This is a genomic window from Streptomyces sp. NEAU-174 (genome assembly GCF_052665095.1).
Genome location: NZ_JBQTCE010000024.1, coordinates 105,705 through 129,875 on the forward strand (window position 1 = coordinate 105,705; position 24,171 = coordinate 129,875).

The window sequence follows — 24,171 nt, forward strand, 5'->3', positions numbered from 1 at the left end:
GGTCTCCCGCCGCCGGCGACATCACTGTCGGTCGACGATCAGCGGTACCACTCATATCCCGACCGCACCCCCACACCCGCGGCCAATCGAACACCTACCCTAATTTCGCGGAAGCACACGCGATGGGAGCCCAGATACCCGCCCCCCGGGGCGGGTATCTTCTCGTGGCACGGGAACACCGGGTATCCCCACCGCCTAAACCAAAACCGCCGTTCCTCTCGATTCAGCGGGAGGTTCGATGAACGGTTTCCGTTCGGATGAGGCACTGCTGGGTGACCTCGTCACGGGCCAGCTGACCCGGCTGTGCCACGTGGCGGGGCTGAGCGAGGCCGATACGGCCGCGTACGCGGGTGTGCTGATCGAGAGTCTGGGGGCCACGGCCGGACGGCCGCTGGCGCTGCCGCCCCCGTCGCACACCTTTCTCTCCGACGACCACAGCCCCGTGGAGTTCTCCCTGGCCTTCCTGCCGGGCCAGACCCCGGACCTGCGGGTGCTGGTGGAGCCGGGCTGCTCCAGCGGGGACGACCTGGCGGAGAACGGCCGGGCCGGTCTGCGATCGATTCACGCCATGGCGGACCGCTGGGGGTTCTCGACCGATCAGCTCGACCGGATCGAGGACCTGTTCCTCCCGCCGTCCCCCGAGGGCCCGCTGGCCCTGTGGTGCGCCCTGGAGCTCCGCCCCGGCGGCGTCCCCGGGGTCAAGGTCTATCTCAACCCCTCGGCGAACGGCGCCGACCGGGCCGCCGAGACGGTCCGCGAGGCGCTGGCGAGGCTGGGCCACGGCCAAGCGTTCGACTCGCTGCCCCGGGCGGAGGGCTTCCCGTTCTTCGCCCTGGACCTCGGCGACTGGGACGCCCCACGGGTGAAGGTCTACCTCAAGCACCCCGGGCTGTCCCCCGCCGAGGCGGGCTCCCTGCCCCGGATGACCCCCGCACCGGGCCGGGAGCGGCTGGAGGAGTTCTTCCGCACCGTCGGCGACCTCCCCGCCGGGGACTTCGCCGACGACGAGGGCGCCGACCGGCTCGCCGGGCGCCCCGCCCTCACCTGCCACTCCTTCACGGAGACGGCGACCGGGCTGCCCAGCGGATACACGCTCCACGTGCCCGTCCGCGACTACGTCCGGCACGACGGCGAGGCGCGGGAGCGGGCCGTGTCCGTGCTGCGCAGCAATGGCATGGACAGCACGGCGCTCGACCGGGCGCTGGCCGCCGTGAGCCCGCGTCCACTCGGCGACGGCGTGGGCCTGATCGCCTATCTGGCACTGGTCTACCAGCGCGGCCGGCCGCGGCGGGTGACCGTCTACGTCTCCTCCGAGGCGTACCGGACCCGGCCGCCCCGCGAGCCGGTCCCCACCCGTGACCGGGTGCGGGCCCGGCTCTGAACCCCGCCGGTACCTCGAACACCGAGCGTGCCGAGCGCGCCGGGACGCCCGACTCCGGGACCCCGCACGCCGAGCGCGCAGAAACACCGAACGACGAACAGACAGGAAGCAGGGGCAGCGTGGAGCCGTACAGGATCAAGGTTGTCGAACCGATACCCGTCACCACACGGCAGCAGCGCGAAGCGGCGCTGAAGCGTGTGAACTACAACCTCTTCGACCTGCGCGCCGAAGAGGTGACCATCGACCTGCTCACCGACTCGGGCACCGGGGCGCTGTCCGCCGCCCAACTCGCCGCCGGGATGGCGGGCGACGAGTCCTACTCGGGCTCCCGCTCGTTCTACCGCTTCCACGAGACGGTCACCGAGCTCACCGGCTACGCCCATATCCTCCCCGCCCACCAGGGGCGCGCGGCGGAGCGCGTGCTGTTCACCACCCTGCTGGAGCGCGGCGACCTCGTGCTGTCGAACACCCACTTCGACACCACCCGGGCCAATGTCGAGCTGAACGAGGCCGAGGCGCGCGACCTGCCGTGCCCCGAGGCCAAGAACCTCGACAGCACCGACCCGTTCAAGGGCAACATCGACCTGGACGCGCTCGCCCGGACGCTGTCCGGGCCCGATGGCTCCCGGGTCGCCGTGGTCGTCATGACCATCACCAACAACGGCGGCGGCGGACAGCCCGTCTCCATGGAGAACCTCAAGCGGACGGCCGCCCTGTGCCGTCAGCACGGGGTGCCGCTCTTCCTGGACGCGGCCCGGTTCGCCGAGAACGCCTGGCTGGTCACCCGCCATGAGCAGGGCTACCGCGACCGCACCCCCCGGCAGGTCGCGGAGGAGGCGTTCCGCCTGGCGGACGGCTGCATGATGAGCGCCAAGAAGGACGGCATCGTCCACATCGGCGGCTTCATCGGCACCAACGACCCGGAGCTCGCCCAGAAGTGCGAGCTGCTCCTCATCGCCACCGAGGGGTTCGCGACCTACGGCGGTCTGGCCGGACGCGACCTCGACATGATGGCGCAGGGGCTGACCGAGGTGACCGAGGTGAGCTATCTCGCCGAGCGCGCCGAGATCGCCTCCCACCTCGCCCACCGGGTCCGCGCCGCGGGCGTGGATATCGTCGAGCCCCCGGGCATGCACGCGCTCTACCTCAACGCCGGCCGGCTGCTGCCGCACATCCCGCCGCACCACTACCCCGGCCACGCCCTGGCCTGCCAGCTCTACCTGGAGGGCGGCATCCGCTCGGCCGAGCTGGGGTCGCTCTACCTCGGTGAGGAGGACGAGCACGGCAACCCGATCAAGAGCGCGCCGTACGAGCTGGTCAGGCTCGCCCTGCCGCGCCGGGTCTACACCCGCAGCCACTACGACCACGTGGGCGAGACGCTCGCGAAGATCGCCAAGAACGCGGACCAGGTGTACGGCTTCCGGATCACCGAGCAGTCCCCGATCCTGCGCCACTTCCGCGCCACGCTGGAGCCGGTGCCCGTCAGGCGCTGACCTCGGCACGGCCGCGCGCGGGCCCGGCACCGGACACCACCGGTGGCGGGCCCGCGTCGTGCGTACGCACCCGCCACGCGCCCACACCGCTCAGCCGTTGCCGAACGAGCCGCTGCTGCCCTCGCGCCAGGTGGGCCGGTCCTCGGTGCCGCGCTTGCCGGAGTCGCGAGTCCCGGGGCCGCCCAGCTCGGACGGGAACCGGCGGCGGCCGTCCCGATCCACCTCATGGGGCTCGCGGTTCTGGGTGACATAGCCGACGCTGTCCTCGTCGTCCTGGTGCCCCGGGCCATGGCCCGCCGCCCGCGCCTCGTGGTCGGCCTCCTGGACCTTCTGCCAGGAACCCGCGCGGCGCTGCGGCTGCTGGGGCGGGATCGGCTCACGGGCCCGTATCCGTATCCCCCACCACACGGCCCCGAAGCACAGGATCACGACCACCAGCCCGACGATGAACGGCCCCGTCCCGACCAGCAGGTCCCGGGTCACGGCGAGATCCTCGGTGTACGTATCCATGGCGGCCGGGTACCCGGACCCGCCCGGATATCACTCCGGCCCCACCGGCGTCACACCCGGCCCGCGTCACATCCGATTCGCGTCACACCCGGCCCGCGTCACACCCGGCCCGCGTTACAACCGGTCGCGCGTCACACCCGGCCCCGCGTCACCGCGTCGCGGAGCCCTCCGCCGCCCGGATCGCGTCACGGTAGGCGCGGGCCGCCGCGCGCAGCGCCGCCTCCGGGTCCACGCCGTCCGCCTCGGCCCGCACCGCGAGCGCCAGCAGCTCATAGCCGATGCCCGCCCCGTCCGGCAGGGCCACGTCCAGCCCGGCCATCCGGGCGCGGAAGGCCAGCTTGGCGGTCAGCGCGAGCGAGGGCTGACCGAGCGGCACCCCTTCGGTGACCGAATCGCGCCGCTTCTCGGCCGCCTTGGTCCGCAGCCAGTGGCGCCGGACGTCCTCCGGGGTCTCGGCGGCCTCGTCGCCGAAGACATGGGGATGGCGGTGGATCAGCTTCTCCACGATGCCGCCCGCCACATCGTCGATCGAGAACGGGTGCTCGGGGTCGTCCTGGGCGATCCGGGCGTGGAAGACGACTTGGAGCAGCACATCGCCGAGCTCCTCGAGCAGCGCCTCGCGGTCGCCCTCCTCGATGGCCTCGACGAGTTCGTACGCCTCCTCGATGCCGTACTTCACCAGCTCCTCGTTGGTCCGGGTGCCGCTCCACGGGCACTCGGCGCGGATCCGGTCCATGACCTGCACCAGATCGAGCAGCCGCGCGCCCGGCAGATCGTAGGAACCGGGCAGCAGCTCCAGGTCCGGCATCGCCTCGCGGCCGGATCCGGCCAGCCGCGCCAGCCCGTCGGTCAGCTCGGACTCGCCCTCGGCCGAGGTGATCACGACGGCCGTGCGGCCGCCCCCCGCCCCGCAGTAGTCGACCAGCTCGCGCGCGCCCGGCGCGCCCGGCTCCACCTCGACGCCCGCGTCCCGCAGATACGGCAGCTGCGGATGGTCCGGATCGCCGGAGAGCACCCGGTCGGCGCCGCGCAGCGCCTGCCAGGCGGGCCAGGACAGCAGTCCGGGCGCCACCCGGTGGCTGGTGGTGAGGAGGACGATGCGCCCGGTGGGGGCGGTGGCGTCGGCGGCGGCGGGCGAGTCAGGTGCGGTCACCCTTGCAACGTAACTTACGCCTGCTCGGGGGTACCGCCGGAGGTGCGCAGCCAGGCCTCCTTGGCCAGGACGGCGGTGCCCTTGGTGTTGTCCCACTTTCCGTAGCGGGGGTTCACCCGGATGTCGAGCGCCTTGGAGGTCTGTGTGAACACCTCATTGACCTTGGAGGTGCCCAGCTTGCGCAGCAGGGCGTTGCGCGTGAGGTCCATACGGACCGCCTCGTCGATCCCGCCGGGCGCGATGCCCTGCTGGAGATAGAGGCCGCGCAGGGCGGTGGCCCCGCCGCTCTGCTTCTCGGCGGCGGAGCGGGCGCGCTGGACCTCGCGGCGGGTGGGGTGGATCCCGTTGTCCTCACCGGCCCGCTCAATCACCCGGAACTGGATCATCCGGATCAGTGTGTCCTGGCTCAGCCGACCGCTGCCCGCGACCGTCTGGGCCGCCCTCGGGTCTTTGCCCTGTGCCTGCCGGACGGCCTTGACCTGCGCCTGGAGCTGGGACACGGTGATCCGGCCACCGTCCAGGACCGCCGCGGCCCCGGGCCGCGGGGCGTCGCCGCACGCGGTGATCAGCGGCGCGGAGAGCAGCAGCGCGGACGCGGCGGAGACGGTGAGCGCAGTACGGCGGCGGATCATTGAGCCTCCCGGCAGAGATCGTGCGGCGCGACAAACGATCTGGCGTTGATCGATGGTATGGAGTCGGCGCGGCCTAGGCCACTGCTTGGACAACGATTCACCACGGTCTTGGTCAGCCTCCTTGGCGCCCTCGGCCCCGGCAGGCTAGCGCGCGGGCAGCTTCGTGTCGGGGCAGCCGCCCAACACCCGCTTCATCGCGCTCTTCTCGGCCCCGGTCACCCACAGCCCGTACGCCTTCTTCACCGCCACCTGGTGCGCCACATAGTCACAGCGGTACGCCTTGTTGGGCGGCAGCCAGGTCGCCGTGTCGCCGTCGCCCTTACGGCGGTTGGCGGAGGCGTCCACGGCGATCAGATTGAGCGGATCGTTGGCGAACTCCACGCGCTTGTCCCGGTCCCACTTCTGGGCGCCCTTCTGCCAGGCGTCCGACAGCGCGACCACATGGTCGATGTCCACCTTGCTGTGACCCCGGACGAACCGGACATCGCGACCGGTGTACGGCTCGTCGGTGAGCGTGCCCGAGGCGACCAGGCAGTGGCCGTCGCGGAACCTCACGTCCTTCAGGTCGCGCTTGAGGATGTCATCGCGGGTCCCGCAGCCGTTGTCGTCGGTGTCCACCCACGAACTGCCGAACTCGCTCCGCTCGTAACCCGTCTTCGGCGCACGGCCTTTGACTGTGAGCGAGGACACAGCCGCCAGGGCCGAGCCGGACGCCGCGGGCCGACTCGAGCCGCTCCCGCCCTCGTCAGCGCCCTTGCCGTCCTGGTCACCGGCCTTGCAGCCGCCGACCGCCAACACCGCGGCCAGCACCGCGACCGAACTTCGCATCGGTATGCGAAACCGTCCCTGCAACCTTCCCGCCCCCTTCGCGTATCTTTTCGCACAGACCGCCCACACGATAAGGACCCTGGATGGACACGGCCGCAACCGCTCCGCCCGGCACCGGCGCCGAGGGGGCGACCGCCGTCATCGGGGGGCGTACCCGGCTTCTCGCGAGGGCAGGCGTACTGCGGCGGCCGAAGGCCGATCCGTACTGGCTGGCCCTCGCCCTCTTCGCCGCCTTCACGGCGCTGTCGGTCTGCCGCTACCGCCGTATGGCCACCATGTCCTGGGACCTGGGCATCTTCGAGCAGGCGATACGGGCGTACGCGCACTTCCAGGCCCCCATAGCCGATCTCAAGGGCCCCGGCGCCAATATCCTCGGCGACCACTTCAGCCCCATAACGGCGCTACTCGGCCCCGTCTACCGGCTCTTCCCCGGCCCGGTCACCCTGCTGGTCGCGCAGGCGGCGCTGTTCGCCGTCTCCGCCGTCCCCGTCGCCCGCGTCGCGGCCCGGCTGCTGGGGCGCGGCCGGGGGCTCGCGATCGGCATCGCCTACGGGGTGTCCTGGGGCATCCAGCGCGCCGTGGACTTCGACTTCCACGAGATCTGCTTCGCCGTTCCGCTCATCGCCTTCTCCCTGGAGGCGGTGATCCGCGGGCGCTGGTACCCGGCGCTGCTGTGGGCCGCCCCGCTGGTCTTCGTCAAGGAGGACATGGGCGCCACGGTGGCCGCGATCGGCGCGGTCGTGTGGATCCGCGCCCGGCGCGACCCGGAGCGCGGCCCCCGTGCCGTCCCCCTCGCCGTCGCGCTGATGGGCTTCGGCATCGCCGTCTCGGCGCTCGCGCTCGGCGTCGTCATCCCCGGCTTCAACGGCGCCGGTTCGTACGACTATTGGGACAAGGTCGGCGGCGGTGAGCAGACCGGCACGATCCCGTTCGGCACCGCGCTGCGCACCCTGCTGTGGATCCTGCTGCCGACCACCGGGCTGCTGGCGCTGCGCTCCCCGCTGCTGCTGGCCGCCGTGCCCACCCTCGGCTGGCGCTTCCTCTCCCACGACGACCATTACTGGGGCACGGACTGGCACTACAGCGCGGTGCTGATGCCGGTCGTCCTGCTGGCCCTGGTGGACGCCCTGGACCGGGTCCGCGACATCCACCGGCCCTGGCTCGCCTCGTACGCCCGTCAGCTGCCCTCGGCGGTGTGCGGCGCGGCCCTGGCGCTGTCGTCCTCCATGCCGCTGTACGGCCTCACCCAGGGCGCCACCTACGACAAGTCCCCGCAGACGCGGGCGGTGGAGCGGCTGCTGGACCGGATCCCGGACGGGGCGACGGTGGAGGCCAACGTCGGGCCGATAAGCCGGCTCACCAGCCGCTGCCGGGTGCTGTGGGTCGGCGCCACCCGGGACATACGGCCGGACTACATAGCCCTCCAGGAGCCGCCGGAGCGCACGGAGCGGCAGGTGATCGAGTACGCCGGGCAGCTCCACCCGGGCAGCTCGTACACGCCCGTGGGCTCCACCTCCGGTTACTTCGTCCTCAAGCGGGGCTAGGGGGAGTCCGGCGGATCTCGACGCCTGCGGCGGGCTGGTTCCCCTCCCCGCCCCTTCCCACAACTGGGGCTCCGCCCCAGACCCCGCTCCTCAAACTCCCCCAGCTACCGCTGGGAGGTGCCCCCCGAGGGGCTGGACGGCATGGGCTTCGGGGCGATCAGGGCGAACGGTGCCCCCTGCGGGTCCTTCACCAGCGACATCCGGCCCGCGACCATGTCGTACGGCGGGCGGAGGACCCTGCCGCCCTCGGCGGACACTTTGGCCGAAATACGGTCGGTGTCCTCCACGGCGAAGTAGACCAGCCAGTGCGGGGGCACCTCCGGCGGCATCCCCTCCCGCAGCGGCTGGAGCCCGCCGACCGTGCGGCCGTCGACGGAGAGCGCGAAATAGCCCTCGGCGCCCTCGCCCTCCATGGGGGTCGACTCCACGCCCAGCGCCTCCGCGTAGAAGGCCGAAGCCGCCTCCCGGTCGGTGGTGTTGAGCTCGTTCCAGATCAGCGTGCCCGGCTCGTTGACGAGGCCCGCGCCGGCGAAGCCGAGCGGCTGCCAGACGCCGAAGACGGCCCCCAGCGGGTCGGCCGCCACCAGCATCCGCCCGAGGTCCATCACGTCCATGACCGGCATCAGCACGGTGCCGCCGGCCCGGCTGATGGACTCCGAGGTGGCCTGGGCGTCGGCGGAGCAGAAGTAGGTGGTCCAGACGGTCGGCGGCGGGGCCTCCTCGCCCACCGACTGCGCGGACATCACGCCCGCGACGGGCTTGCCCCTCAGGGAGCAGGTCGCATAGCCGCCGGTCTCCGGAGGGCCGGCCTCTCCCTCCCAGCCGAACAGCCCGGAGTAGAAGTCCAGGGCGGCCTGTTGGTCGGGGACCATCAGATCGATCCAGCAGGGCGTGCCGGGCTGATAGGACGTGACTTCGGGCATGGGGCCGCCTCCGTATCGCCACTTCCGGCCGTGCGCGGCCGGTACGGGATGCCCCCATGGCCCATTCTCCTCCGGCCCGGGCGTCACGCCACTCGGCGCGGACGGCTACGGCGCGCAACCGCACGTCGACGGGCCGTGAACGCGGCACAGGACCTCCCGGCCGCCGCACAAAGCCGGGCGGCGGCCGACCCGAAGGCCGACCGCCGCCCGGCGGTGGTGAGTAGAGGGTGCGTCAGGCGCTGCCGACCGCGCTTCCGGCCACCCACTGGCTCCAGTCCATGTTCCATCCGTTGAGGCCGTTGTCCGGCTGGACGGTCTTGTCGTTGGAGTTCTTCACGATGACGACGTCACCGACCTGGGAGTTGTCGTAGAACCAGGCGCCGTCCGTGTTGGGGTCGCCCGCGCCCTTGGTGTCCGACAGACCGACACAGCCGTGGCTGGTGTTGACGTTGCCGAAGATGGACTTGGCGCCCCAGTAGTTGCCGTGGATGAAGGTGCCCGAGGTGGACAGCCGCATCGCGTGGGGCACGTCCTTGATGTCGTACTCGCCCTTGCCGTCGTCGTCCGTGAAGCCGACCGTGGCACCGTTCATCCGGGTCTCCTTGAACTTCTCGGAGATCACCATCTGACCGTTGTAGGTCGTGTTCTCGGGGCTGCCGGCGGAGATCTTGATGGTCTTCAGCAGCTTGCCGTCGCGGACGACCTTCATCTCCTTGGTCTTCGCGTCCACCGTGGAGACCTGGGAGCGGCCGATCTTGAAGTTGACCGTCTTCTCCTGGACGCCCTTGACACCGGGCGACGCCTCGACGCCGTCCAGGTCCAGCTTCAGGGAGACGGTCGAGCCCGCCTTCCAGTAGTCCTTCGGGCGCAGGTCGAGCCGGTCGCCGCCGAACCAGTGGCCGACCACCTGCTGGCCGCTGCTGGAGGTGACCTTGATGTGGGACTCGACGTCCTTCTTGTTGGTCACCGCCTTGTCGAAGCGGATGGACACCGGCATGCCCACGCCGACCGTGGAGCCGTCCTCCGGCGTGAAGTTGCCGATGAAGCTGTTGGAGGGCGAGACGGTGGTGAAGGACGAGTTCTCGGTGGCCTTACGGCCCTTGGAGTCCTCCGCGGACGCCCTGATCTTGTACTGCGTGGCCCGCTCCAGCTGCCCGCTCGGCTTCCAGGACGTCTTGTCGGGCGATATGGTCCCGGCCACGGTGTTGCCGGTCGCCGCGGACGTCATCGTGACAGAGGTGAGCTTGCCCTCGCTCACCGTGACCTTGGTGTCACTGTTGATGCCCGCGTTCGTCGCACCGGCCTTTGGCGTGATCTTGATGTGGGCGTCCGACGCGTCCTTGGCCGCCGCCTCGTCGACCTGCGACTGCGACTTGTGCCCGTCGTTCTTGGCGTCGTCGCCGCCGCCATCCCCGCCGCACGCGGCGAGAGTGAGTACGCCGCCGAGCACGGCGGCCACGGCCACCAGCCCCTTACGACGCTTGCCGTCCGTCATCACACGCTTCTCCATTTGACCTGGATCTTGATCTGGACCCCAGAAACCCCGGACCTGCCCGATAAGAACGCCTGTACCTTTTGGCCGGTTCCACGCACAGTAAAACTGTGCGCAAGACCACTTAGCAAAGGCGCCAGTCAAGCGTAAGACCCGCCGGCACCCGGACCCGCACGGCTCAGCCGTCTTCGTCGCCCGGAATGCGGCTCTCCGGGCTCAGTCGTCCTCGTCCAGGTCGGGGAAGGCCCCGGACCACTCGACGGCGCGAGGATCGTAGTCGATGTGCTCGCTGCTCCAGGACGCCTGCGCCAGTTCGACCCCCGGCACCTCCTCCACCAGTTCGAACGACTCGACCAGATAGGCCAGCGCCTCGGCCTCGTCCGACTCCACCATGCGGCGTGCGTGGCCCCGCTCCTCCGCGGCCATGGACTCGTCGCCGTCGATCCGCTCGTACGCCGCGCGCCGCAGCCGGTCCGCGTCGGTGATCTCGACTACGAGCTCCACACGAAGCCGGACAAACCGTGATGTCTCGGTACTCGTCATGCGACGGAGGTTAGGGGTCCGACCCGTCTCGCTTCCGCACGACCCGCAGTTGTCACTACGATCGGCGCACGGGGTCAATTTGCCGCAGCCTCAAGGAGGATGCCGTTGTCCGCACGCCGACCGCTGCTGACCGCCGCCGCTGCCGGTTCGCTGCTGTGCGCCCTGTGGTTCGTCCCGTCCGCCAACGCCACCGTGGAGGACCCGGGATCGTCATCGGCGTCCTCGCGGACCTCCGAGGGCTCGCCCGGGTCCGGGCCCAGGACCGAGGCCGTGCCCGACGGGGATCTGGCCGATACCGGCAGCGTGGACGTCACCCCGTATCTCTTCGGCGGCACGGCCTTCCTGGGGCTGGGTGTGGCGATGGTGACCGCCTCCGTGCGGCGCACCCGCCCGGAGGCGTACTGAGCGCTCCGGCTCGCTCAGCTGAGGGGGCCGGTCACCGACTCCACGGCCTCGATCAGCTCTCCGGACCGTACGAACGCGTCCGCCGCCGCCAAGTCGGGCGCCAAGTAGCGATCCTCGCCCGGCCCCTCGACGCCCGCCCGGCGCACCGCCGCCAGCACCGCCCGGCTCGCGGGCGCGGGCTCGAGACCCTGGCGCAGCTCGATGCCCCGGGTGGCGGCGACCAGTTCGACGGCCAGGACGCGGGCCAGGCTGTCCACCGCCGTACGCAGCTTGCGCGCCGCCGACCAGCCCATCGAGACGTGGTCCTCCTGCATGGCGGAGGACGGGATGGAGTCGACGGAGGCGGGCACCGCGAGCCGCTTCATCTCGCTCACCAGCGCGGCCTGGGTGTACTGAGCGATCATCAGCCCCGAGTCCACGCCCGGGTCGCCGGCCAGGAAGGGCGGCAGGCCGTGGGAGCGGTTCTTGTCCAGCAGCCGGTCGGTGCGGCGCTCGGCGATCGAGGCGAGGTCGGCGGCGGCGACGGCCAGGAAGTCCAGGACGTACGCGACGGGCGCGCCGTGGAAGTTGCCGTTGGACTCCACCCGGCCGTCCGGCAGCACCACGGGGTTGTCCACGGCGGCGGCCAGCTCGCGCTCGGCGACCAGCCGGGCGTGCGCGAGGGTGTCCCGGCCGGCGCCCGCGACCTGCGGGGCGCAGCGGATCGAGTAAGCGTCCTGGACGCGCGGCGCATCGTCCTGGTGGTGCCCGGTGAGCCCCGAACCCGCCAGTACCCGCAGCATGTTGGCGGCGCTGGCGGCCTGCCCGGGGTGGGGGCGGATGGCGTGCAGCTCGGGTGCGAGGACGCGGTCCGTGCCGAGCAGCGCCTCCAGCGAGAGGGCGGCGGTCACATCGGCGACGGTGAAGAGCCGGGCGAGGTCGGCGCAGGCCATGATCAGCATGCCGAGCATGCCGTCCGTGCCGTTGAGCAGCGCGAGCCCCTCCTTCTCGCGGAGCTCGACCGGCTCGATGCCGTGCTCGGCCAGCAGCTCGGCGGCGGGCCGCACGGTCATGTCGGGGCCCTCGGCCTCGCCCTCGCCCATCAGCGCCAGCGCGCAGTGGGACAGCGGCGCCAGGTCGCCGGAGCAGCCCAGCGAGCCGTATTCGTGCACGACGGGGGTGATCCCCGCGTTGAGCAGCGCGGCCATGGTCCGCACCACGACGGGCCGGACGCCGGTGCGGCCGGACGCGAGCGTCTTCAGCCGCAGGAACATCAGCGCCCGCACCACCTCGCGCTCCACCCGCGGGCCCATGCCGGCGGCGTGCGAGCGCACGATGTTGCGCTGGAGCTGGGCGCGCAGCTCGGGGCTGATGTGGCGCACGGCCAGCGCGCCGAAACCGGTGGAGACGCCGTAGACGGGCTCGGGCTTGGCCGCCAGGTCGTCGATCACCTGCCGCGCCGCGGAGACGGCGTCGAGCGCGGCCTCGTCGATCTCGACGCGCGCGGTGCCGCGGGCTACGGCGATGACATCGTCGGCGGTCGTTCCGGACGTCCCCACCACCACAGTGTGCATATCCATATTCAGGCACCCTAGAGAGTGAATCCTCACCTGTCACCCCGCTACCCCTGTCCTTCCGGGGCTCCGCCCTGCCCCGCGCTCCTCAATCGCCGGAGAGGCTCAAATCGGGGCTCCGCCCCCAACCCCGCTCCGCAAACGCCGGAGGGGCTGGAATATGGGGCTCCGCCCCGGCCCCCGGACGGGGGGCCTGCGCCCCGAGCCGCGTCCCCAGGCCCCTGCGGCGGGCTGGACCCCGCGCTTCAGCGGTGCTGCGCCCTGAGCCCCGACGGTTTCGCACCCCGGGCCTTGGCGGTGCCGCCCCGGCCCCCAGCGGAGCTGAACCCCCCAGCCCCGCGGAGCCAGGGGCGAGAGGCCGTTTCAGCCTCTCCGGCGATTGAGGAGCGGGGCCCAGGGCGGAGCCCCGGTGGGGGGCCGGGGGCCTGCCACCGGTATCGGGAAGGGGCGGGGTGGGGAACGAAACGCGCCACGCCCCCGCGTCGGGGCTCAGGGGCACAGCCCCAGCGGGACCCGGGGTTAGCGGCGGCCTCGGAAGCGGCGGCGTTCTGGGGGGTGGGCGGGAGACGTGTCGGCGAGGCGGATCACCGCGTCCTCCGCGCCCCCGTCCCGGCCCGCCACCACCGGCTTCTGCGAGCGCGCCGCCTTCGCCCGGTACTGCGCCGCGTCCGCCAGGCGGAAGAGGCGGCGGGCCGACGGCACGGGCCCGATCGGATCGCCCGTGGAGGCGATCCCGCAGGCCACCCCCTCGCCCAGCTCCAGCTCCGCCGCCCGCCGGCACAGCTCATCGGCCACCCGGACCACCTCGTCCGCCGGGGGCCCGACCCCCAGCAGGCAGAACTCATCGCCGCCCAGCCGGGCCACCAGCGCCCCTGGCAGCATCGCGCCGCATATGGACAGCAATGAGCCGAATCGTTCCAGCAGGCGATCGCCGACCGCGTGGCCGAGGGTGTCGTTCACCCGCTTGAGGCCGTTGAGGTCGCAGACCACCAGGCTCACCACCGTGCCGTCCGCGTGGTACGACTCCAGCGCCTCGTCCAGCCGTATGTCCACCGCCCGCCGGTTGCCGAGGCCCGTCAGCGGATCGGTGAAGGCGAGGCGGCGGGCCTCCTCCAGGCGCTCGGTCTGGGCCAGCCCGGCGGCGGTCACCGAGGCCAGCACGGTCGCGAAATCGGCGTCGTCGCGGTCGAAGACGGGCCGCCCGGCCGGCCGGGCCACGTACAGCTCGCCCCACGCCCGCCCGTGCAGCACGATCGGCGCCACCACACAGCTGCCCCGGCCACGCCGCCGCAGCGCGGCCACCCGCCCCCAGCTGCCGCTGGGCGGCGGGGCCGAGCCGACGCCGACGCCGGTGCCCACGCCCTCGGCCGTCTCGACCCAGGCGTGCGGCTCCCCGCCCGCGGCCCAGTGCTCATGCACGAATTCGGCGATCTCCGGGAAGTCGTGCACCGGGTACGACTCGTCCTCCGGCAGCCGCTCCTCGCCCGCCATCAGCTCACCCACGTTCACCAGAACCCGCAGCCGCCCCCGCTCGCGCTCCCACATCGAGATCGCCGCGAAGCTGCCGCCGAGGGCGCGGCAGGCCGCCTCGGCAGCCGCGCCCATCGACTCCTGCGGGGTGTGCGCCGCCGCCATCTCCTGAGCGAGCCGCACGACGGCCCGCAATCGTCCGTCGACCCCACCGGGCCGCCCGCCGATCTCCCCGTTGTCCGTCACGACGGCCTCGCATTCCTCACGGCCATGCATCGTTCGCTCTGCTCTCCAGCGTAAGAACGTCGAGAACAATCCGCTGCGGGCCGTTCACCCCGGGTATCCGAGCGAACGGTCACCCCCGGTGGCCGCTTCGCTCCCCCCGGGCCGGGGCCACTCCCCGGATCCGGTCAACTTCCCCGGTCCGGGGTCGCTACTCCCCCTGCTGCTCCCACCTGCCCAACAAAAGTCCGCCGTCTCCCGGTCCGGTCCTGGCCCGTCACTCCCCCGGCCAGTCCGCCGGACGCTTCTCGTTGAACGCGGCCACACCCTCCGCGCGGTCCCGCGAGAAGGCCACCGTCCGCCACGCCGCGTCCTCGACCTCGAGACCGGCCCGCAGATCCAGCCCCTGCCCCAGCCGCAGCGCCTTCTTGGCGGCCCGCACGCCGACCGGGGAGTTGGCGGCGATGCCCCGGGCGAGCTCCAGCGCCTCGGCCCGGTCCTCGCCCTCCGCCGTCAGCCGGTCCACCAGGCCCAGCGCCTGGGCCTCCGCGGCGGCCACCCGGCGTGCGGAGAAGATCAGCTCGGCGGCGCGCGCGGCGCCCACCCGGCGCGGCAGCAGCTGGGTGCCGCCACCGCCCGGGATCACCCCGACCGACACCTCGGGCAGCCCCACCACCGCGGTGGGGTCGGCCACGATGACGTCGCACGACAGGGCCAGCTCGAAGCCGCCGCCCAGCGCATAGCCGTGCACCGCGGCGATGGCCGGCATCGGCAGCTCCAGCACCCCGGTGTAGGCGGCGCGGGAGACCGGGCGGTGCCGCATCATCTCGGCGTCGGTGAGCGAGTTGCGCTCCTTGAGGTCGGCGCCCACGCAGAAGGCCCGCTCATGGGTCGAGGTCAGCACCACGGCCCGGACGTCACGGTCCTCGGACAGCGCCGCGCAGGCCGCCGCGATGGAGCGCGCCATCTCCGACGAGACGGCGTTCATGGCCTTGGGCCGGTCCAGTACCAGCTCGGCCACGAAGCCGTCCCTGCGGACCGCGACCCACTCCCCGTACCGCTGCTCACTCATCACACACCCTCCCGGTTAACGACCGTGAACACACTGCCCGCGATCATTCCAGCTCCCCGGGTCGTGCGGAACCTGTGAGCGCCCGGACAGACCCTGAGCGCCCTCGCCGAAGTCCGGTGCGGTTCGGTCGCGCCCCGAAGCGGCGCTAGGAACTGGGGACTAGGAACTGGGCGCTAGGAACTGAGCGACCAGCCACGACGCGGCCGCGGACGAACGACCGCGCCTCGCGCCCCTTCCCGCGGAGCGCTCAGCGGGCCCGCCGCCACCGGTTCAGGAAGCCCAGCAGGATCGACTGCTGCTTCTGCCCGTCCTCCCCTTGCTCCGGATCCGCCCCCGGCTCCGACCCCGTCGGGGGCTCGGCCGCGGACGCCGCGTCCGTGGCGAACGGCAGCGAGATCGGCGGGATGGGCGGCGGCGGAGGCGTCCCCGGCGGCGTCTCCGGCCACTGGACCTGCGGGCCCGGACGGCCCTGCGGTCCCTGCGGACCCGGCTCCCCCGGACGGGCGGCGGGCGGTGCGCCGCGCCGGCTCCCCGGCCGAGGAACGGGAGCGAACCGCACCGGCAGCGTGATCACCCCCCGTACGAAGATCCCGGAGAGCCACTTCAGCTCCTCGATCTCCCCGGCGAGCGTCAGATCGGGGATCCGGTCCAGCAGCTTCTCCAGCGCGACGGAGGCGATCAGCCGGGCCGAGGACCGGCCGGGGCAGGCATGGGCGCCCGCGCCGAACGCCAGATGGGCCCGGTTGCCCTGCTTGTGCGGGGACCGCAGCAGGGCGTCCCGGTTGGTCGCCGCGAAGCTGATCATCACCGCGTCGCCCGCGCGCAGCCGCTTCCCGGCGAGGTTGGTGTCGTGCACCGGGAAGTAGAGCCCCATGTTGGCCAGCGGCGGGTCCGTCCACAGCACCTCGTCCAGGGCGTCCTCGACGAGCATGCTGCCGCCCATCAGCTCGCCCGAGAACCGCTCGTCGGTGAGCAGCACCCGCAGGGCGTTGCCGATCAGACCGGGCACCACCCCGGTCACCATCCCGATCAGCAGCAGCAGCTGCTCGACCAGCTCCTCGTCGGTCAGCCGCGCCGGATGGGCGATCAGCCAGGAGGTGATGTCGGCGCCCGGCTCGCGCCGCTTGAGGTCGATCAGCTCGCGCAGCGCCGCGCCCGAGGTCCGGTCCCCGCCGGAGGGGTCCGAGCCGTCGATGAACGACGCCACGCCCCGCAGCAGCCGGTCCATGATCTCCTGCGGGCAGCCGAAGAGCTGGCTGGTCACCATGATCGGGACCAGTGCGCAGTACGTCCCGATCAGCTCGGCCTCGCCCGCCTCGCAGAACTGGTCGATCAGCGAGTCGGCGATGCGCTCGACGTAGTTCCGCAGCGCGCTGGAGTCGATCCGGCCGGTGGTGTCCTCGATGGCGCCGCGCAGCCGCCGGTGCTCCTCGCCGTCCACGAAGTCGACCTGCGGCCGGGGCCTGATGACCTGCGGGGCGTAGCTGGACTCCGGCAGCAGGCCCTCGTTCCGGTCCCGCCAGTGGCGGGGGTCCTTGGAGAAGGTCTCGGGGCGCCGCATGACCTCCAGCGCCGTGTCGTACCCCAGGCACAACATGGCCGGTACGCCTCTGTCCAGCTCCACCGGCGCGAGCGCGCCGTGGGCCTCGCGCAGCCGCCGGTAGACCGCGAAGGGGTCCGTACCGAACTCGGGCGCGTGGAGCGGTTCGGCGCCGGTCTCCCCGTGGGCGGGACAGCCCGGTGGGGGTAAGGCGCCCGGACGGTGAGCACTCGAATCGAAAAGCTGGGTCACACGTGCTCCTGGACACCGTCGGGCCCACCCCGCGGGCGGACGCGGACGGTGCTACTTCGACGACAGGACCTGGGATCCACCGAGTGGATCTTGCGGACGTAGGCTAGCCCAACAGGCCCCGCGCCGCGCCCGGTTCAGTGATCCGGCCGGCGCCACCGGAACGATCCGGCCGGAGCCGGGCTCACGCGCGACGGCTCAGCAGCCACGGCTCCACGACCCCGAGGCCACGCACCGGCCGCTGCCACATCGGCTGGAGCGCGAAGCGGTACGAGGGCGGCTCCTCGCCCTCCTTCTCCGCCGCGGCGGCCGCCTCCGCGGCCTCCGCCTCCGACACCGGGGCCTCCCCGGTGCGGCTCAGCTCCTCGGCGAACGCGCCGTCCACCAGGACCGCGTTCTTGGGGGCTATGGACGTCAGCCGGCTGGCCAGGTTCACCGTCGTGCCGAAGACATCGCCCATCCGCGTCGTGACCGTGCCGAACGCGATCCCGACCCGCAGCTCGGGCATCGTCTCGTCATGCGTCAGCGTCTCGATCAGACGCAGCGCGATCTCGGCGGCGATGCCCGCGTCGTCGGCCGCGTAGAGCACCTCGTCGCCGAGGGTCTTGATCAGCCGTCCGCCGTGCGCCGCCACCAGGTCGGCGGCCGTGGTCTCGAACGCCTCGACCAGCTCGCCGAGCTCCTCCTCCTCAAGCCGCCGGGTCAGCCGGGTGAAGCTCACCAGGTCCGCGAAGCCGACCGCCAGCCGCCGGTCCACCATCTCGACGTCGTCAGCCGCCTGCACCACCCGGCCGGTCGCGGCCGCGAGCTGGCGCCGGTAGACGTAGACCAGGAACTCCTCCAGCTCCGGCAGCAACAGCTCGACCAGCGGATACGCGATCTCGGTCCGGGTCATCCCGGTCTCCTGGGGGTCGGTGAGCCCCTCCAGGAAGGAGTCGATCTGCCAGTCGGCGAGCCGGGCGGTGGTCTGGCCGGTGGAACGGGCCACCTGGATGGCCATCGGCTCGCTCAGCAGCCCGGCCTCGACCAGGCCGGACAGCCGGCGCAGCGCCAGGACGTCGGCCTCGGTCAGCGCCTTGGCCTGGCCGATGTCGGCGAAGCCCATGGCCCGCCAGAAGCGGGTGGCCAGCTCGACCGAGACGCCCGCGCTGCGGGCGGCCTGGAAGGGGGTGTAGCGCCGCTCGGCGCCGAGGATCAGCTGCTCCAGCCGGAGCGCGATGGGGTCCGGCTGGTCCTCGTCGCCGGGGGCCTCCGCGGCGGCGCTCTCCCGCGCCCCGGTGTCCCGTACGGCCCCGTCGGGCGCGGCGGCGTCCAGCACCTCGCGCTCCTCGGCCGTGCCGGAACCCGCGTCGTCGGCGGTCACCGCCCGCCCCCTGTCCGATCCCTGCGCACTGCCCTTCCGTTCCCTCTTCCCGGCCCGGTCCCGAGCTCGCTCACAGCCGCCCCGAGCTGGACCGACCGCGACCACGATACGTCAGGTGTGCCGTAGCTCACTCTCGCGCGGGAGGGTCATTCCTCCCTCGGTACGGAGCGTAGATGCACGATGTCCCCGGCGGAGACCGGCTCCTGAACCCCGCCTTCTGTGGCCAGAACCAGACGCCCGTCGCCGTCGATCGCGACCGCCTCGCCGATACGCTCCCGGCCGCCCGGGAGCTCGGCGCGCACCTGGCGCCCGAGGGTCGCACAGCCCGCCGCGTACGTCTCCTGGAGGCCGCTCGCCCCGGGGTCGCCCTCGAACCGGCACCACTCCCCGTACCACTCCGCGATCGAGCGCAGCACGGCCCGCAGCAGCGGATCGCGGTCGGTGGAGATCGCGTCCGCCAGGGCCAGCGACCCGGCGGTGGGAACGGGAAGTTCACCGGCGCGCAGCGAGACGTTCAGCCCCATGCCGATCACCACCGCGTCCCCGGCCCGCTCGGCGAGGATCCCGCCGAACTTCCGCTCCTCGCCCCCGACCGTCACCAGCAGGTCGTTCGGCCACTTCAGCGCGGTGTCCACGCCCGCCGTACGGCTGAGCGCCCCGGCGGCCGCGACCCCGGCCAGCAGCGGCAGCCAGCCCCAGCGCTCGGTGGGCACGCCTGCGCCGCCGGGCCGTAGCAGGATGGAGAAGAAGAGCCCGGACCTGGCCGGAGCCGTCCAGGCGCGGTCGAGCCGACCGCGCCCCGCGGTCTGCTCCTCGGCGATGAGCACCGCTCCCTCGGGGGCTCCGGCCCGGGCCCGGGTGACCAGATCCGTATTGGTCGAGCCGGTCGCCCGCACCACCTCGAGCTCGGTCCACAGCCCGCCGGGCCGCACCAGCCCGCGGCGCAGCGCGGCGGCGTTCAGCGGCGGCCGCTCCAGGTCGGACCAGCGTCCGCGCGCGTCACCTGGGCTCCCTGAGGTGTCAGAAGGCGTCATGGGGGCCAGCCTAGGGTCAGGAGGTGTGGCCAACGACGCAGTGCCACCAAGCGGTGCCGCCGATACGCTACGTGCCGGTAGCCCAGCCAGCGCAAAGCCGCCGAACGCAGCCGGAACCCCCGAAACCCGACAGGCCCCGTCTGATCACGATCACGACCCGTACGACCCCGTTCCCCGCCTTCCCCCGATCCTGAAGACCCGCCGTATCCACCCCCAGGACGAGCAGGAGCCGCATCCCGATGTCCACCGAGCCGGAGACCGCCCCCGAGATTCCAGACCGCCACACCACCGCGGGGAAGCTCGCGGACCTGAAGCGCCGCATCGAAGAAGCGACCCACGCCGGGTCCGCGCGCGCGGTGGAGAAGCAGCACGCCAAGGGCAAGCTGACCGCGCGCGAACGCATCGACCTCCTCCTGGACGAGGGGTCCTTCACCGAGCTCGACGAGTTCGCCCGGCACCGCTCGACCAACTTCGGCATCGACCAGAACCGGCCGTACGGGGACGGGGTCGTGACCGGATACGGCACGGTCGACGGCCGCCCGGTGGCCGTGTTCTCCCAGGACTTCACGGTCTTCGGCGGGGCGCTCGGGGAGGTGTTCGGCGAGAAGATCGTCAAGGTCATGGACTTCGCGCTGAAGACCGGCTGTCCGGTCGTCGGCATCAACGACTCCGGTGGCGCCCGCATCCAGGAGGGTGTGGTCTCCCTCGGCATGTACGGCGAGATCTTCCGCCGCAACACCCATGCCTCCGGGGTGATCCCGCAGATCAGTCTGGTGGTGGGGCCGTGCGCGGGCGGGGCGGTCTACTCCCCGGCGATCACCGACTTCACGGTGATGGTCGACCAGACCTCGCACATGTTCATCACCGGGCCGGATGTGATCAAGACGGTCACGGGCGAGGACGTCGGCTTCGAGGCGCTGGGCGGCGCCCGGACCCACAACACCACCTCCGGTGTCGCGCACTACATGGCCGGGGACGAGAAGGACGGCATCGAGTACGTCAAGGCGCTGCTGTCCTACCTGCCCTCCAACAATCTCTCCGAGCCCCCGGCCTTCCCCGACGAGGCCGATCTGGAGGTCTCGGACGAGGACCGGGAGATGGACACCCTCATCCCGGACTCGGCGAACCAGCCGTACGACGTGCACAAGGCCATCGAGCACGTGCTGGACGACAACGAGTTCATGGAGACGCAGGCGCTCTTCGCGCCCAACATCATCACCGGCTTCGGCCGGGTCGAGGGCCACCCGGTGGGCATCGTGGCCAACCAGCCGATGCAGTTCGCCGGCTGTCTGGACATCGACGCCTCCGAGAAGGCCGCGCGCTTCGTGCGCACCTGCGACGCGTTCAACGTGCCCGTGCTGACCTTCGTGGACGTGCCCGGCTTCCTGCCCGGCACCGACCAGGAGTACAACGGCATCATCCGGCGCGGCGCCAAGCTGATCTTCGCCTACGCGGAGGCCACCGTCCCGCTGATCACGGTCATCACCCGCAAGGCGTTCGGCGGCGCGTACGACGTGATGGGCTCCAAGCACCTGGGCGCGGACCTCAACCTGGCCTGGCCGACGGCGCAGATCGCGGTCATGGGCGCCCAGGGCGCGGTCAACATCCTCCACCGGCGCACCATCGCCTCCTCCGACGACCCGGAGGCCACCCGCACCGAGCTGATCGCGGACTACGAGGACACCCTCCTCAATCCGTATATCGCGGCCGAGCGGGGGTATGTGGATGCTGTGATCATGCCCTCCGAGACCCGTCGCCACATCGTCCGCGGTCTGCGGACGTTGCGGAACAAGCGCGAAGCGCTGCCCCCGAAGAAGCACGGCAACATCCCCCTCTAGCCCCCTAGCGAAGGGCTGTTTCCATGATCCGTATTGTCCGGGGCAACCCGACCCCCGAGGAGTTGGCCGCCACTCTGGCGGTGGTGCAAGCACGCGCGGCTGCCGCCATGGCCGCCGCGCAGACCGAGGACGATCCGGAGGAGTGGTCCGACCCTGCCCGCACCGTCCCCAGCCACCGGGTGCCGCACCCGGGTCCCAAGGCGTGGCGCACCACCTACTGGCCGGCCTGAGCGGTCTACTGGCCGACCTGAGCGGTCCGCGGCGGGCCGAATGGCAGCTTCGCGCCGGGGCGCCTGAGTACGCGTACTCAGGCGCCCCGGCGTCTTCGGCCTCAGGATCGGATTCATGCTGTGGTCCGAGCCGCCCGATGAGCCGCCCGAGGAACTGCGGCGCGCCGAGGCCATGCTCCGCCGCGCCCGCACGGTTCTGACCGTCTCCGTGCTGCTGGCGATGTGCATCTTGGGGATGTGGCCGTAGCGGGTGTCCTGCCCGGCGGTACGCGTACGCCTGCGGCGGACTGCTCTCCCCTCCCCGCCCCTTCCCACAACTGGGGCTCCGCCCCAGACCCCGCTCCTCAAGCGCCGGAGGGGCTGGAAGGCGGGGCTCCGCCCCTGGGCCCCGGGGTCCAGGGGCGAAGCCCCTTGCCCACGGCCCCATCTCGGGAGCGGCTTACCCTGGTGCGCATGACTGCGCAGCGCACTCTCGTCCTCGCGTCCGCCTCGCCCGCCCGGCTCGGGCTGCTGCGACAGGCCGGACTGGCGCCCAAGGTGATCGTCAGCGGGGTGGACGAGGACGCGATCAGCGCCGAGACCCCCGCCGAGCTGGCCCGGGTGCTGGCCGAGGCGAAGGCCACCGCCGTGGCCGCGCTTCCGGAGGCGGCCGGCTCCCTCGTCGTCGGCTGCGACTCGGTGCTGGAGCTCGACGGTCAGGCGCTCGGCAAACCGGCCGACGCCGAGGAGGCCACCGCCCGCTGGAAGTCGATGCGCGGCCGGGCCGGGGTGCTGCACACCGGGCACTGCGTGATCGACACGGCGAGCGGCCACCGCGCCTCGGCCACCGCGTCCACCACCGTCCACTTCGGCGAGCCGACGGACGAGGAGATCGCGGCGTACGTCGCCAGCGGCGAACCGCTGCACGTGGCGGGCGCGTTCACGCTCGACGGCCGTTCGGCGCCGTTCATCGACGGCATCGAGGGCGACTCCGGAAACGTGATCGGGCTGTCCCTGCCGCTGTTCCGCCGGCTGCTCGCCGAACTGGACGTGCGGATCACGGACCTCTGGAGCGACTAGGGAATTCCGGCTAGGCGTTTCCCTGGACTCGCCTTAGGCGTTTCCCTGGACTCGCCTTAGGCGTTTCCCTGGACTTGTCTTAGGTCTTTCCCTGGATCTTCCCCCGGCTCAGGCCGGGCTGGGGGCGTCATGACCGCCGCCTGCGGCCTCGGCGGAGGGCTCGGCGGGCGGCTCCGGCTCGTACCCCAGCAGGCTCAGCACGATCAGCCCCAGCACCACCATCATGAACGCGAACGCCGCCCAGCCCACCAGGCCGACCGCGAACGCGCCCACCAGCCCGTGCACCACCGCACAGGTGATGAGCAGGATGCGGGCCAGGCGGCCGGGGGCGCGGTCCCGCACGGCGGTGCGCAGCAGCACCACCCCGCACACCAGCAGATAGAAGCCGAAGAGGCCGCCCGCGGCCCAGGTCCCGATCGACATCGCGTCGGTGTCCATGCCGCCCAAGGACATCTGCTGACGGTCCACGACCAGGCCGAGGATCCAGTTCAGCAGCGCTATGCCGACCGCCTCGACCATCAGCGTCACTGCCGCCACCGCGGCCACTGGTCTGCGCGCCACAGCGATCCCCTCCACTCTGTTCAGTGCCGAAGCACGCTACTAATGGGTAAGCGCCGCCACAAGAGGTGCGGACGAGCGGAACGCCGTGGCAAAGTTTCCGCCCGGCATTCGTAGGGTCTCCACAAAGAAACGTGAAGCGCCGCAGCACGGCGCGCCAGAGACCTTGCCCACATCGCGGACCGCGCCACGGCCCGGAAAACCGGGCGTACCGTGGAGCGACGGGGGAGCCGGACGTTCGTCCAGCGCGAGGTTCACGCTCCGTGTGGTCAAGCTCACGCCCGGGGTCTGCTCGGCGCGAGGTGTTGCCAGTACCTAAACTCGGCTTGTTTCAAGGAGGGAGCCATCGTGCGCAAGGTGCTCATCGCCAACCGTGGCGAGATCGCTGTCCGTGTTGCCCGTGCCTGCCGGGATGCCGGGATCGCGAGCGTAGCCGTATACGCCGATCCGGACCGGGACGCTGTGCATGTGCGCGCGGCCGACGAGGCCTATGCGCTGGGTGGTGACACCCCGGCGGCCAGCTATCTCGACCAGGCCAAGGTCCTGGCCGCGGCCGCCGAGTCCGGCGCCGACGCCGTCCACCCCGGCTACGGATTCCTCTCCGAGAACGCCGACTTCGCCCAGGCCGTCCTGGACGCCGGCCTGACCTGGATCGGCCCCCCGCCGCACGCCATCCGCGACCTGGGCGACAAGGTGGCGGCGAGGCACATCGCCCAGCGCGCGGGTGCCCCGCTGGTCGCCGGGACCCCCGACCCCGTCTCCGGGGCGGAGGAGGTCGTGGCCTTCGCCGAGGAGCACGGTCTCCCGATCGCCATCAAGGCCGCCTTCGGCGGTGGCGGCCGCGGTCTGAAGGTCGCCCGCACGATGGAAGAGGTCCCCGAGCTCTACGACTCCGCCGTCCGCGAGGCCGTGGCCGCCTTCGGACGCGGCGAATGCTTCGTCGAGCGCTACCTCGACAAGCCCCGGCACGTGGAGACCCAGTGCCTGGCCGACACCCACGGCAACGTGGTCGTCGTCTCCACCCGCGACTGCTCCCTCCAGCGCCGCCACCAGAAACTCGTCGAAGAGGCCCCCGCGCC

At 72.1% G+C, this 24,171-nt stretch carries 23 protein-coding genes; 9 read left to right on the forward strand and 14 right to left on the reverse strand.

Going from position 1 to position 24,171, the window contains the following annotated elements; translation table 11 throughout:
- Window positions 1–238 precede the first annotated feature (238 nt).
- Complete coding sequence (locus tag ACT2CW_RS44785) at window positions 239–1,381, forward strand: tryptophan dimethylallyltransferase family protein (protein WP_445520739.1); 1,143 nt, start codon at window positions 239–241, stop codon at window positions 1,379–1,381.
- A 119-nt stretch (window positions 1,382–1,500) separates the two neighbouring features.
- Window positions 1,501–2,874: a tryptophanase gene (locus ACT2CW_RS44790; protein ID WP_164434922.1), complete on the forward strand. Its 1,374-nt coding sequence runs from the start codon at window positions 1,501–1,503 to the stop codon at window positions 2,872–2,874.
- A gap of 90 nt (window positions 2,875–2,964) precedes the next feature.
- Here ACT2CW_RS44790 and ACT2CW_RS44795 read toward each other — a convergent pair whose 3' ends face one another.
- The 4 genes from ACT2CW_RS44795 to ACT2CW_RS44810 all read right to left on the reverse strand — a co-directional run bounded on the left by ACT2CW_RS44795 (window position 2,965) and on the right by ACT2CW_RS44810 (window position 5,997).
- On the reverse strand, window positions 2,965–3,384 hold the full coding sequence (locus ACT2CW_RS44795) for a DUF6479 family protein (RefSeq protein WP_164434920.1): 420 nt from the start codon (window positions 3,382–3,384) through the stop codon (window positions 2,965–2,967).
- A 148-nt stretch (window positions 3,385–3,532) separates the two neighbouring features.
- Complete coding sequence (locus tag ACT2CW_RS44800) at window positions 3,533–4,537, reverse strand: nucleoside triphosphate pyrophosphohydrolase (RefSeq protein WP_182472540.1); 1,005 nt, start codon at window positions 4,535–4,537, stop codon at window positions 3,533–3,535.
- A 14-nt stretch (window positions 4,538–4,551) separates the two neighbouring features.
- Window positions 4,552–5,169, reverse strand: coding sequence for a SurA N-terminal domain-containing protein (locus ACT2CW_RS44805; protein WP_445520740.1), 618 nt, complete (start codon window positions 5,167–5,169; stop codon window positions 4,552–4,554).
- Window positions 5,170–5,313: 144 nt separating this feature from the next.
- Window positions 5,314–5,997: an HNH endonuclease family protein gene (locus ACT2CW_RS44810; protein WP_445520741.1), complete on the reverse strand. Its 684-nt coding sequence runs from the start codon at window positions 5,995–5,997 to the stop codon at window positions 5,314–5,316.
- A gap of 83 nt (window positions 5,998–6,080) precedes the next feature.
- Between ACT2CW_RS44810 and ACT2CW_RS44815 the strand changes: the two genes are divergently transcribed.
- The gene (locus ACT2CW_RS44815) at window positions 6,081–7,541 is read left to right on the forward strand and encodes a DUF2079 domain-containing protein (RefSeq protein ID WP_445520742.1); all 1,461 of its coding nucleotides are present in this window, start codon (window positions 6,081–6,083) and stop codon (window positions 7,539–7,541) included.
- A 104-nt stretch (window positions 7,542–7,645) separates the two neighbouring features.
- Here ACT2CW_RS44815 and ACT2CW_RS44820 read toward each other — a convergent pair whose 3' ends face one another.
- The 3 genes from ACT2CW_RS44820 to ACT2CW_RS44830 all read right to left on the reverse strand — a co-directional run bounded on the left by ACT2CW_RS44820 (window position 7,646) and on the right by ACT2CW_RS44830 (window position 10,499).
- Window positions 7,646–8,464: a VOC family protein gene (locus tag ACT2CW_RS44820; RefSeq protein ID WP_445520743.1), complete on the reverse strand. Its 819-nt coding sequence runs from the start codon at window positions 8,462–8,464 to the stop codon at window positions 7,646–7,648.
- 232 nt (window positions 8,465–8,696) lie between these two features.
- A complete protein-coding gene (locus ACT2CW_RS44825; RefSeq protein WP_182472536.1) occupies window positions 8,697–9,974 on the reverse strand; it encodes a L,D-transpeptidase in 1,278 nt (425 codons plus the stop codon).
- A 198-nt stretch (window positions 9,975–10,172) separates the two neighbouring features.
- Window positions 10,173–10,499, reverse strand: coding sequence for a hypothetical protein (locus ACT2CW_RS44830; protein ID WP_445520744.1), 327 nt, complete (start codon window positions 10,497–10,499; stop codon window positions 10,173–10,175).
- Window positions 10,500–10,598: 99 nt separating this feature from the next.
- On the opposite strand from ACT2CW_RS44830, the gene ACT2CW_RS44835 reads away from it, so the two are divergent.
- Window positions 10,599–10,904 carry a hypothetical protein gene (locus ACT2CW_RS44835; protein WP_037954470.1) on the forward strand — a complete coding sequence of 102 codons (306 nt, stop codon included), beginning with the start codon at window positions 10,599–10,601 and terminating at the stop codon, window positions 10,902–10,904.
- Window positions 10,905–10,918: 14 nt separating this feature from the next.
- Here ACT2CW_RS44835 and hutH read toward each other — a convergent pair whose 3' ends face one another.
- From hutH to ACT2CW_RS44865, 6 genes are all read right to left on the reverse strand, one after another.
- A complete protein-coding gene (hutH, locus tag ACT2CW_RS44840) occupies window positions 10,919–12,463 on the reverse strand; it encodes a histidine ammonia-lyase (protein ID WP_138915261.1) in 1,545 nt (514 codons plus the stop codon).
- A 513-nt stretch (window positions 12,464–12,976) separates the two neighbouring features.
- On the reverse strand, window positions 12,977–14,092 hold the full coding sequence (locus ACT2CW_RS44845) for a GGDEF domain-containing protein (RefSeq protein ID WP_164434967.1): 1,116 nt from the start codon (window positions 14,090–14,092) through the stop codon (window positions 12,977–12,979).
- A gap of 334 nt (window positions 14,093–14,426) precedes the next feature.
- Window positions 14,427–15,221, reverse strand: a complete 795-nt coding sequence (locus tag ACT2CW_RS44850) for an enoyl-CoA hydratase/isomerase family protein (RefSeq protein WP_445520745.1) — start codon at window positions 15,219–15,221, stop codon at window positions 14,427–14,429.
- Window positions 15,222–15,468: 247 nt separating this feature from the next.
- Window positions 15,469–17,013: a cytochrome P450 gene (locus tag ACT2CW_RS44855; protein ID WP_445520746.1), complete on the reverse strand. Its 1,545-nt coding sequence runs from the start codon at window positions 17,011–17,013 to the stop codon at window positions 15,469–15,471.
- Between the two features lie 181 nt (window positions 17,014–17,194).
- The gene (locus ACT2CW_RS44860; protein WP_138915258.1) at window positions 17,195–18,373 is read right to left on the reverse strand and encodes an adenylate/guanylate cyclase domain-containing protein; all 1,179 of its coding nucleotides are present in this window, start codon (window positions 18,371–18,373) and stop codon (window positions 17,195–17,197) included.
- A 146-nt stretch (window positions 18,374–18,519) separates the two neighbouring features.
- Window positions 18,520–19,407 carry a biotin--[acetyl-CoA-carboxylase] ligase gene (locus ACT2CW_RS44865; RefSeq protein WP_445520747.1) on the reverse strand — a complete coding sequence of 296 codons (888 nt, stop codon included), beginning with the start codon at window positions 19,405–19,407 and terminating at the stop codon, window positions 18,520–18,522.
- 239 nt (window positions 19,408–19,646) lie between these two features.
- On the opposite strand from ACT2CW_RS44865, the gene ACT2CW_RS44870 reads away from it, so the two are divergent.
- The 4 genes from ACT2CW_RS44870 (at window position 19,647) to ACT2CW_RS44885 (ending at window position 22,534) form a co-directional block, all read left to right on the forward strand.
- Window positions 19,647–21,245: an acyl-CoA carboxylase subunit beta gene (locus tag ACT2CW_RS44870; RefSeq protein ID WP_086883215.1), complete on the forward strand. Its 1,599-nt coding sequence runs from the start codon at window positions 19,647–19,649 to the stop codon at window positions 21,243–21,245.
- Between the two features lie 23 nt (window positions 21,246–21,268).
- On the forward strand, window positions 21,269–21,475 hold the full coding sequence (locus tag ACT2CW_RS44875; RefSeq protein WP_086883216.1) for an acyl-CoA carboxylase subunit epsilon: 207 nt from the start codon (window positions 21,269–21,271) through the stop codon (window positions 21,473–21,475).
- Between the two features lie 115 nt (window positions 21,476–21,590).
- The gene (gene mmpB, locus ACT2CW_RS44880) at window positions 21,591–21,722 is read left to right on the forward strand and encodes a morphogenic membrane protein MmpB (RefSeq protein WP_020870724.1); all 132 of its coding nucleotides are present in this window, start codon (window positions 21,591–21,593) and stop codon (window positions 21,720–21,722) included.
- Between the two features lie 206 nt (window positions 21,723–21,928).
- On the forward strand, window positions 21,929–22,534 hold the full coding sequence (locus tag ACT2CW_RS44885; RefSeq protein ID WP_445520748.1) for a Maf family protein: 606 nt from the start codon (window positions 21,929–21,931) through the stop codon (window positions 22,532–22,534).
- 108 nt (window positions 22,535–22,642) lie between these two features.
- Here ACT2CW_RS44885 and ACT2CW_RS44890 read toward each other — a convergent pair whose 3' ends face one another.
- Window positions 22,643–23,095, reverse strand: a complete 453-nt coding sequence (locus tag ACT2CW_RS44890; protein WP_445520749.1) for a hypothetical protein — start codon at window positions 23,093–23,095, stop codon at window positions 22,643–22,645.
- A gap of 345 nt (window positions 23,096–23,440) precedes the next feature.
- Between ACT2CW_RS44890 and ACT2CW_RS44895 the strand changes: the two genes are divergently transcribed.
- A partial coding sequence (locus ACT2CW_RS44895) for an ATP-binding protein (protein ID WP_445520750.1) occupies window positions 23,441–24,171 on the forward strand: 731 nt, incomplete at its 3' end.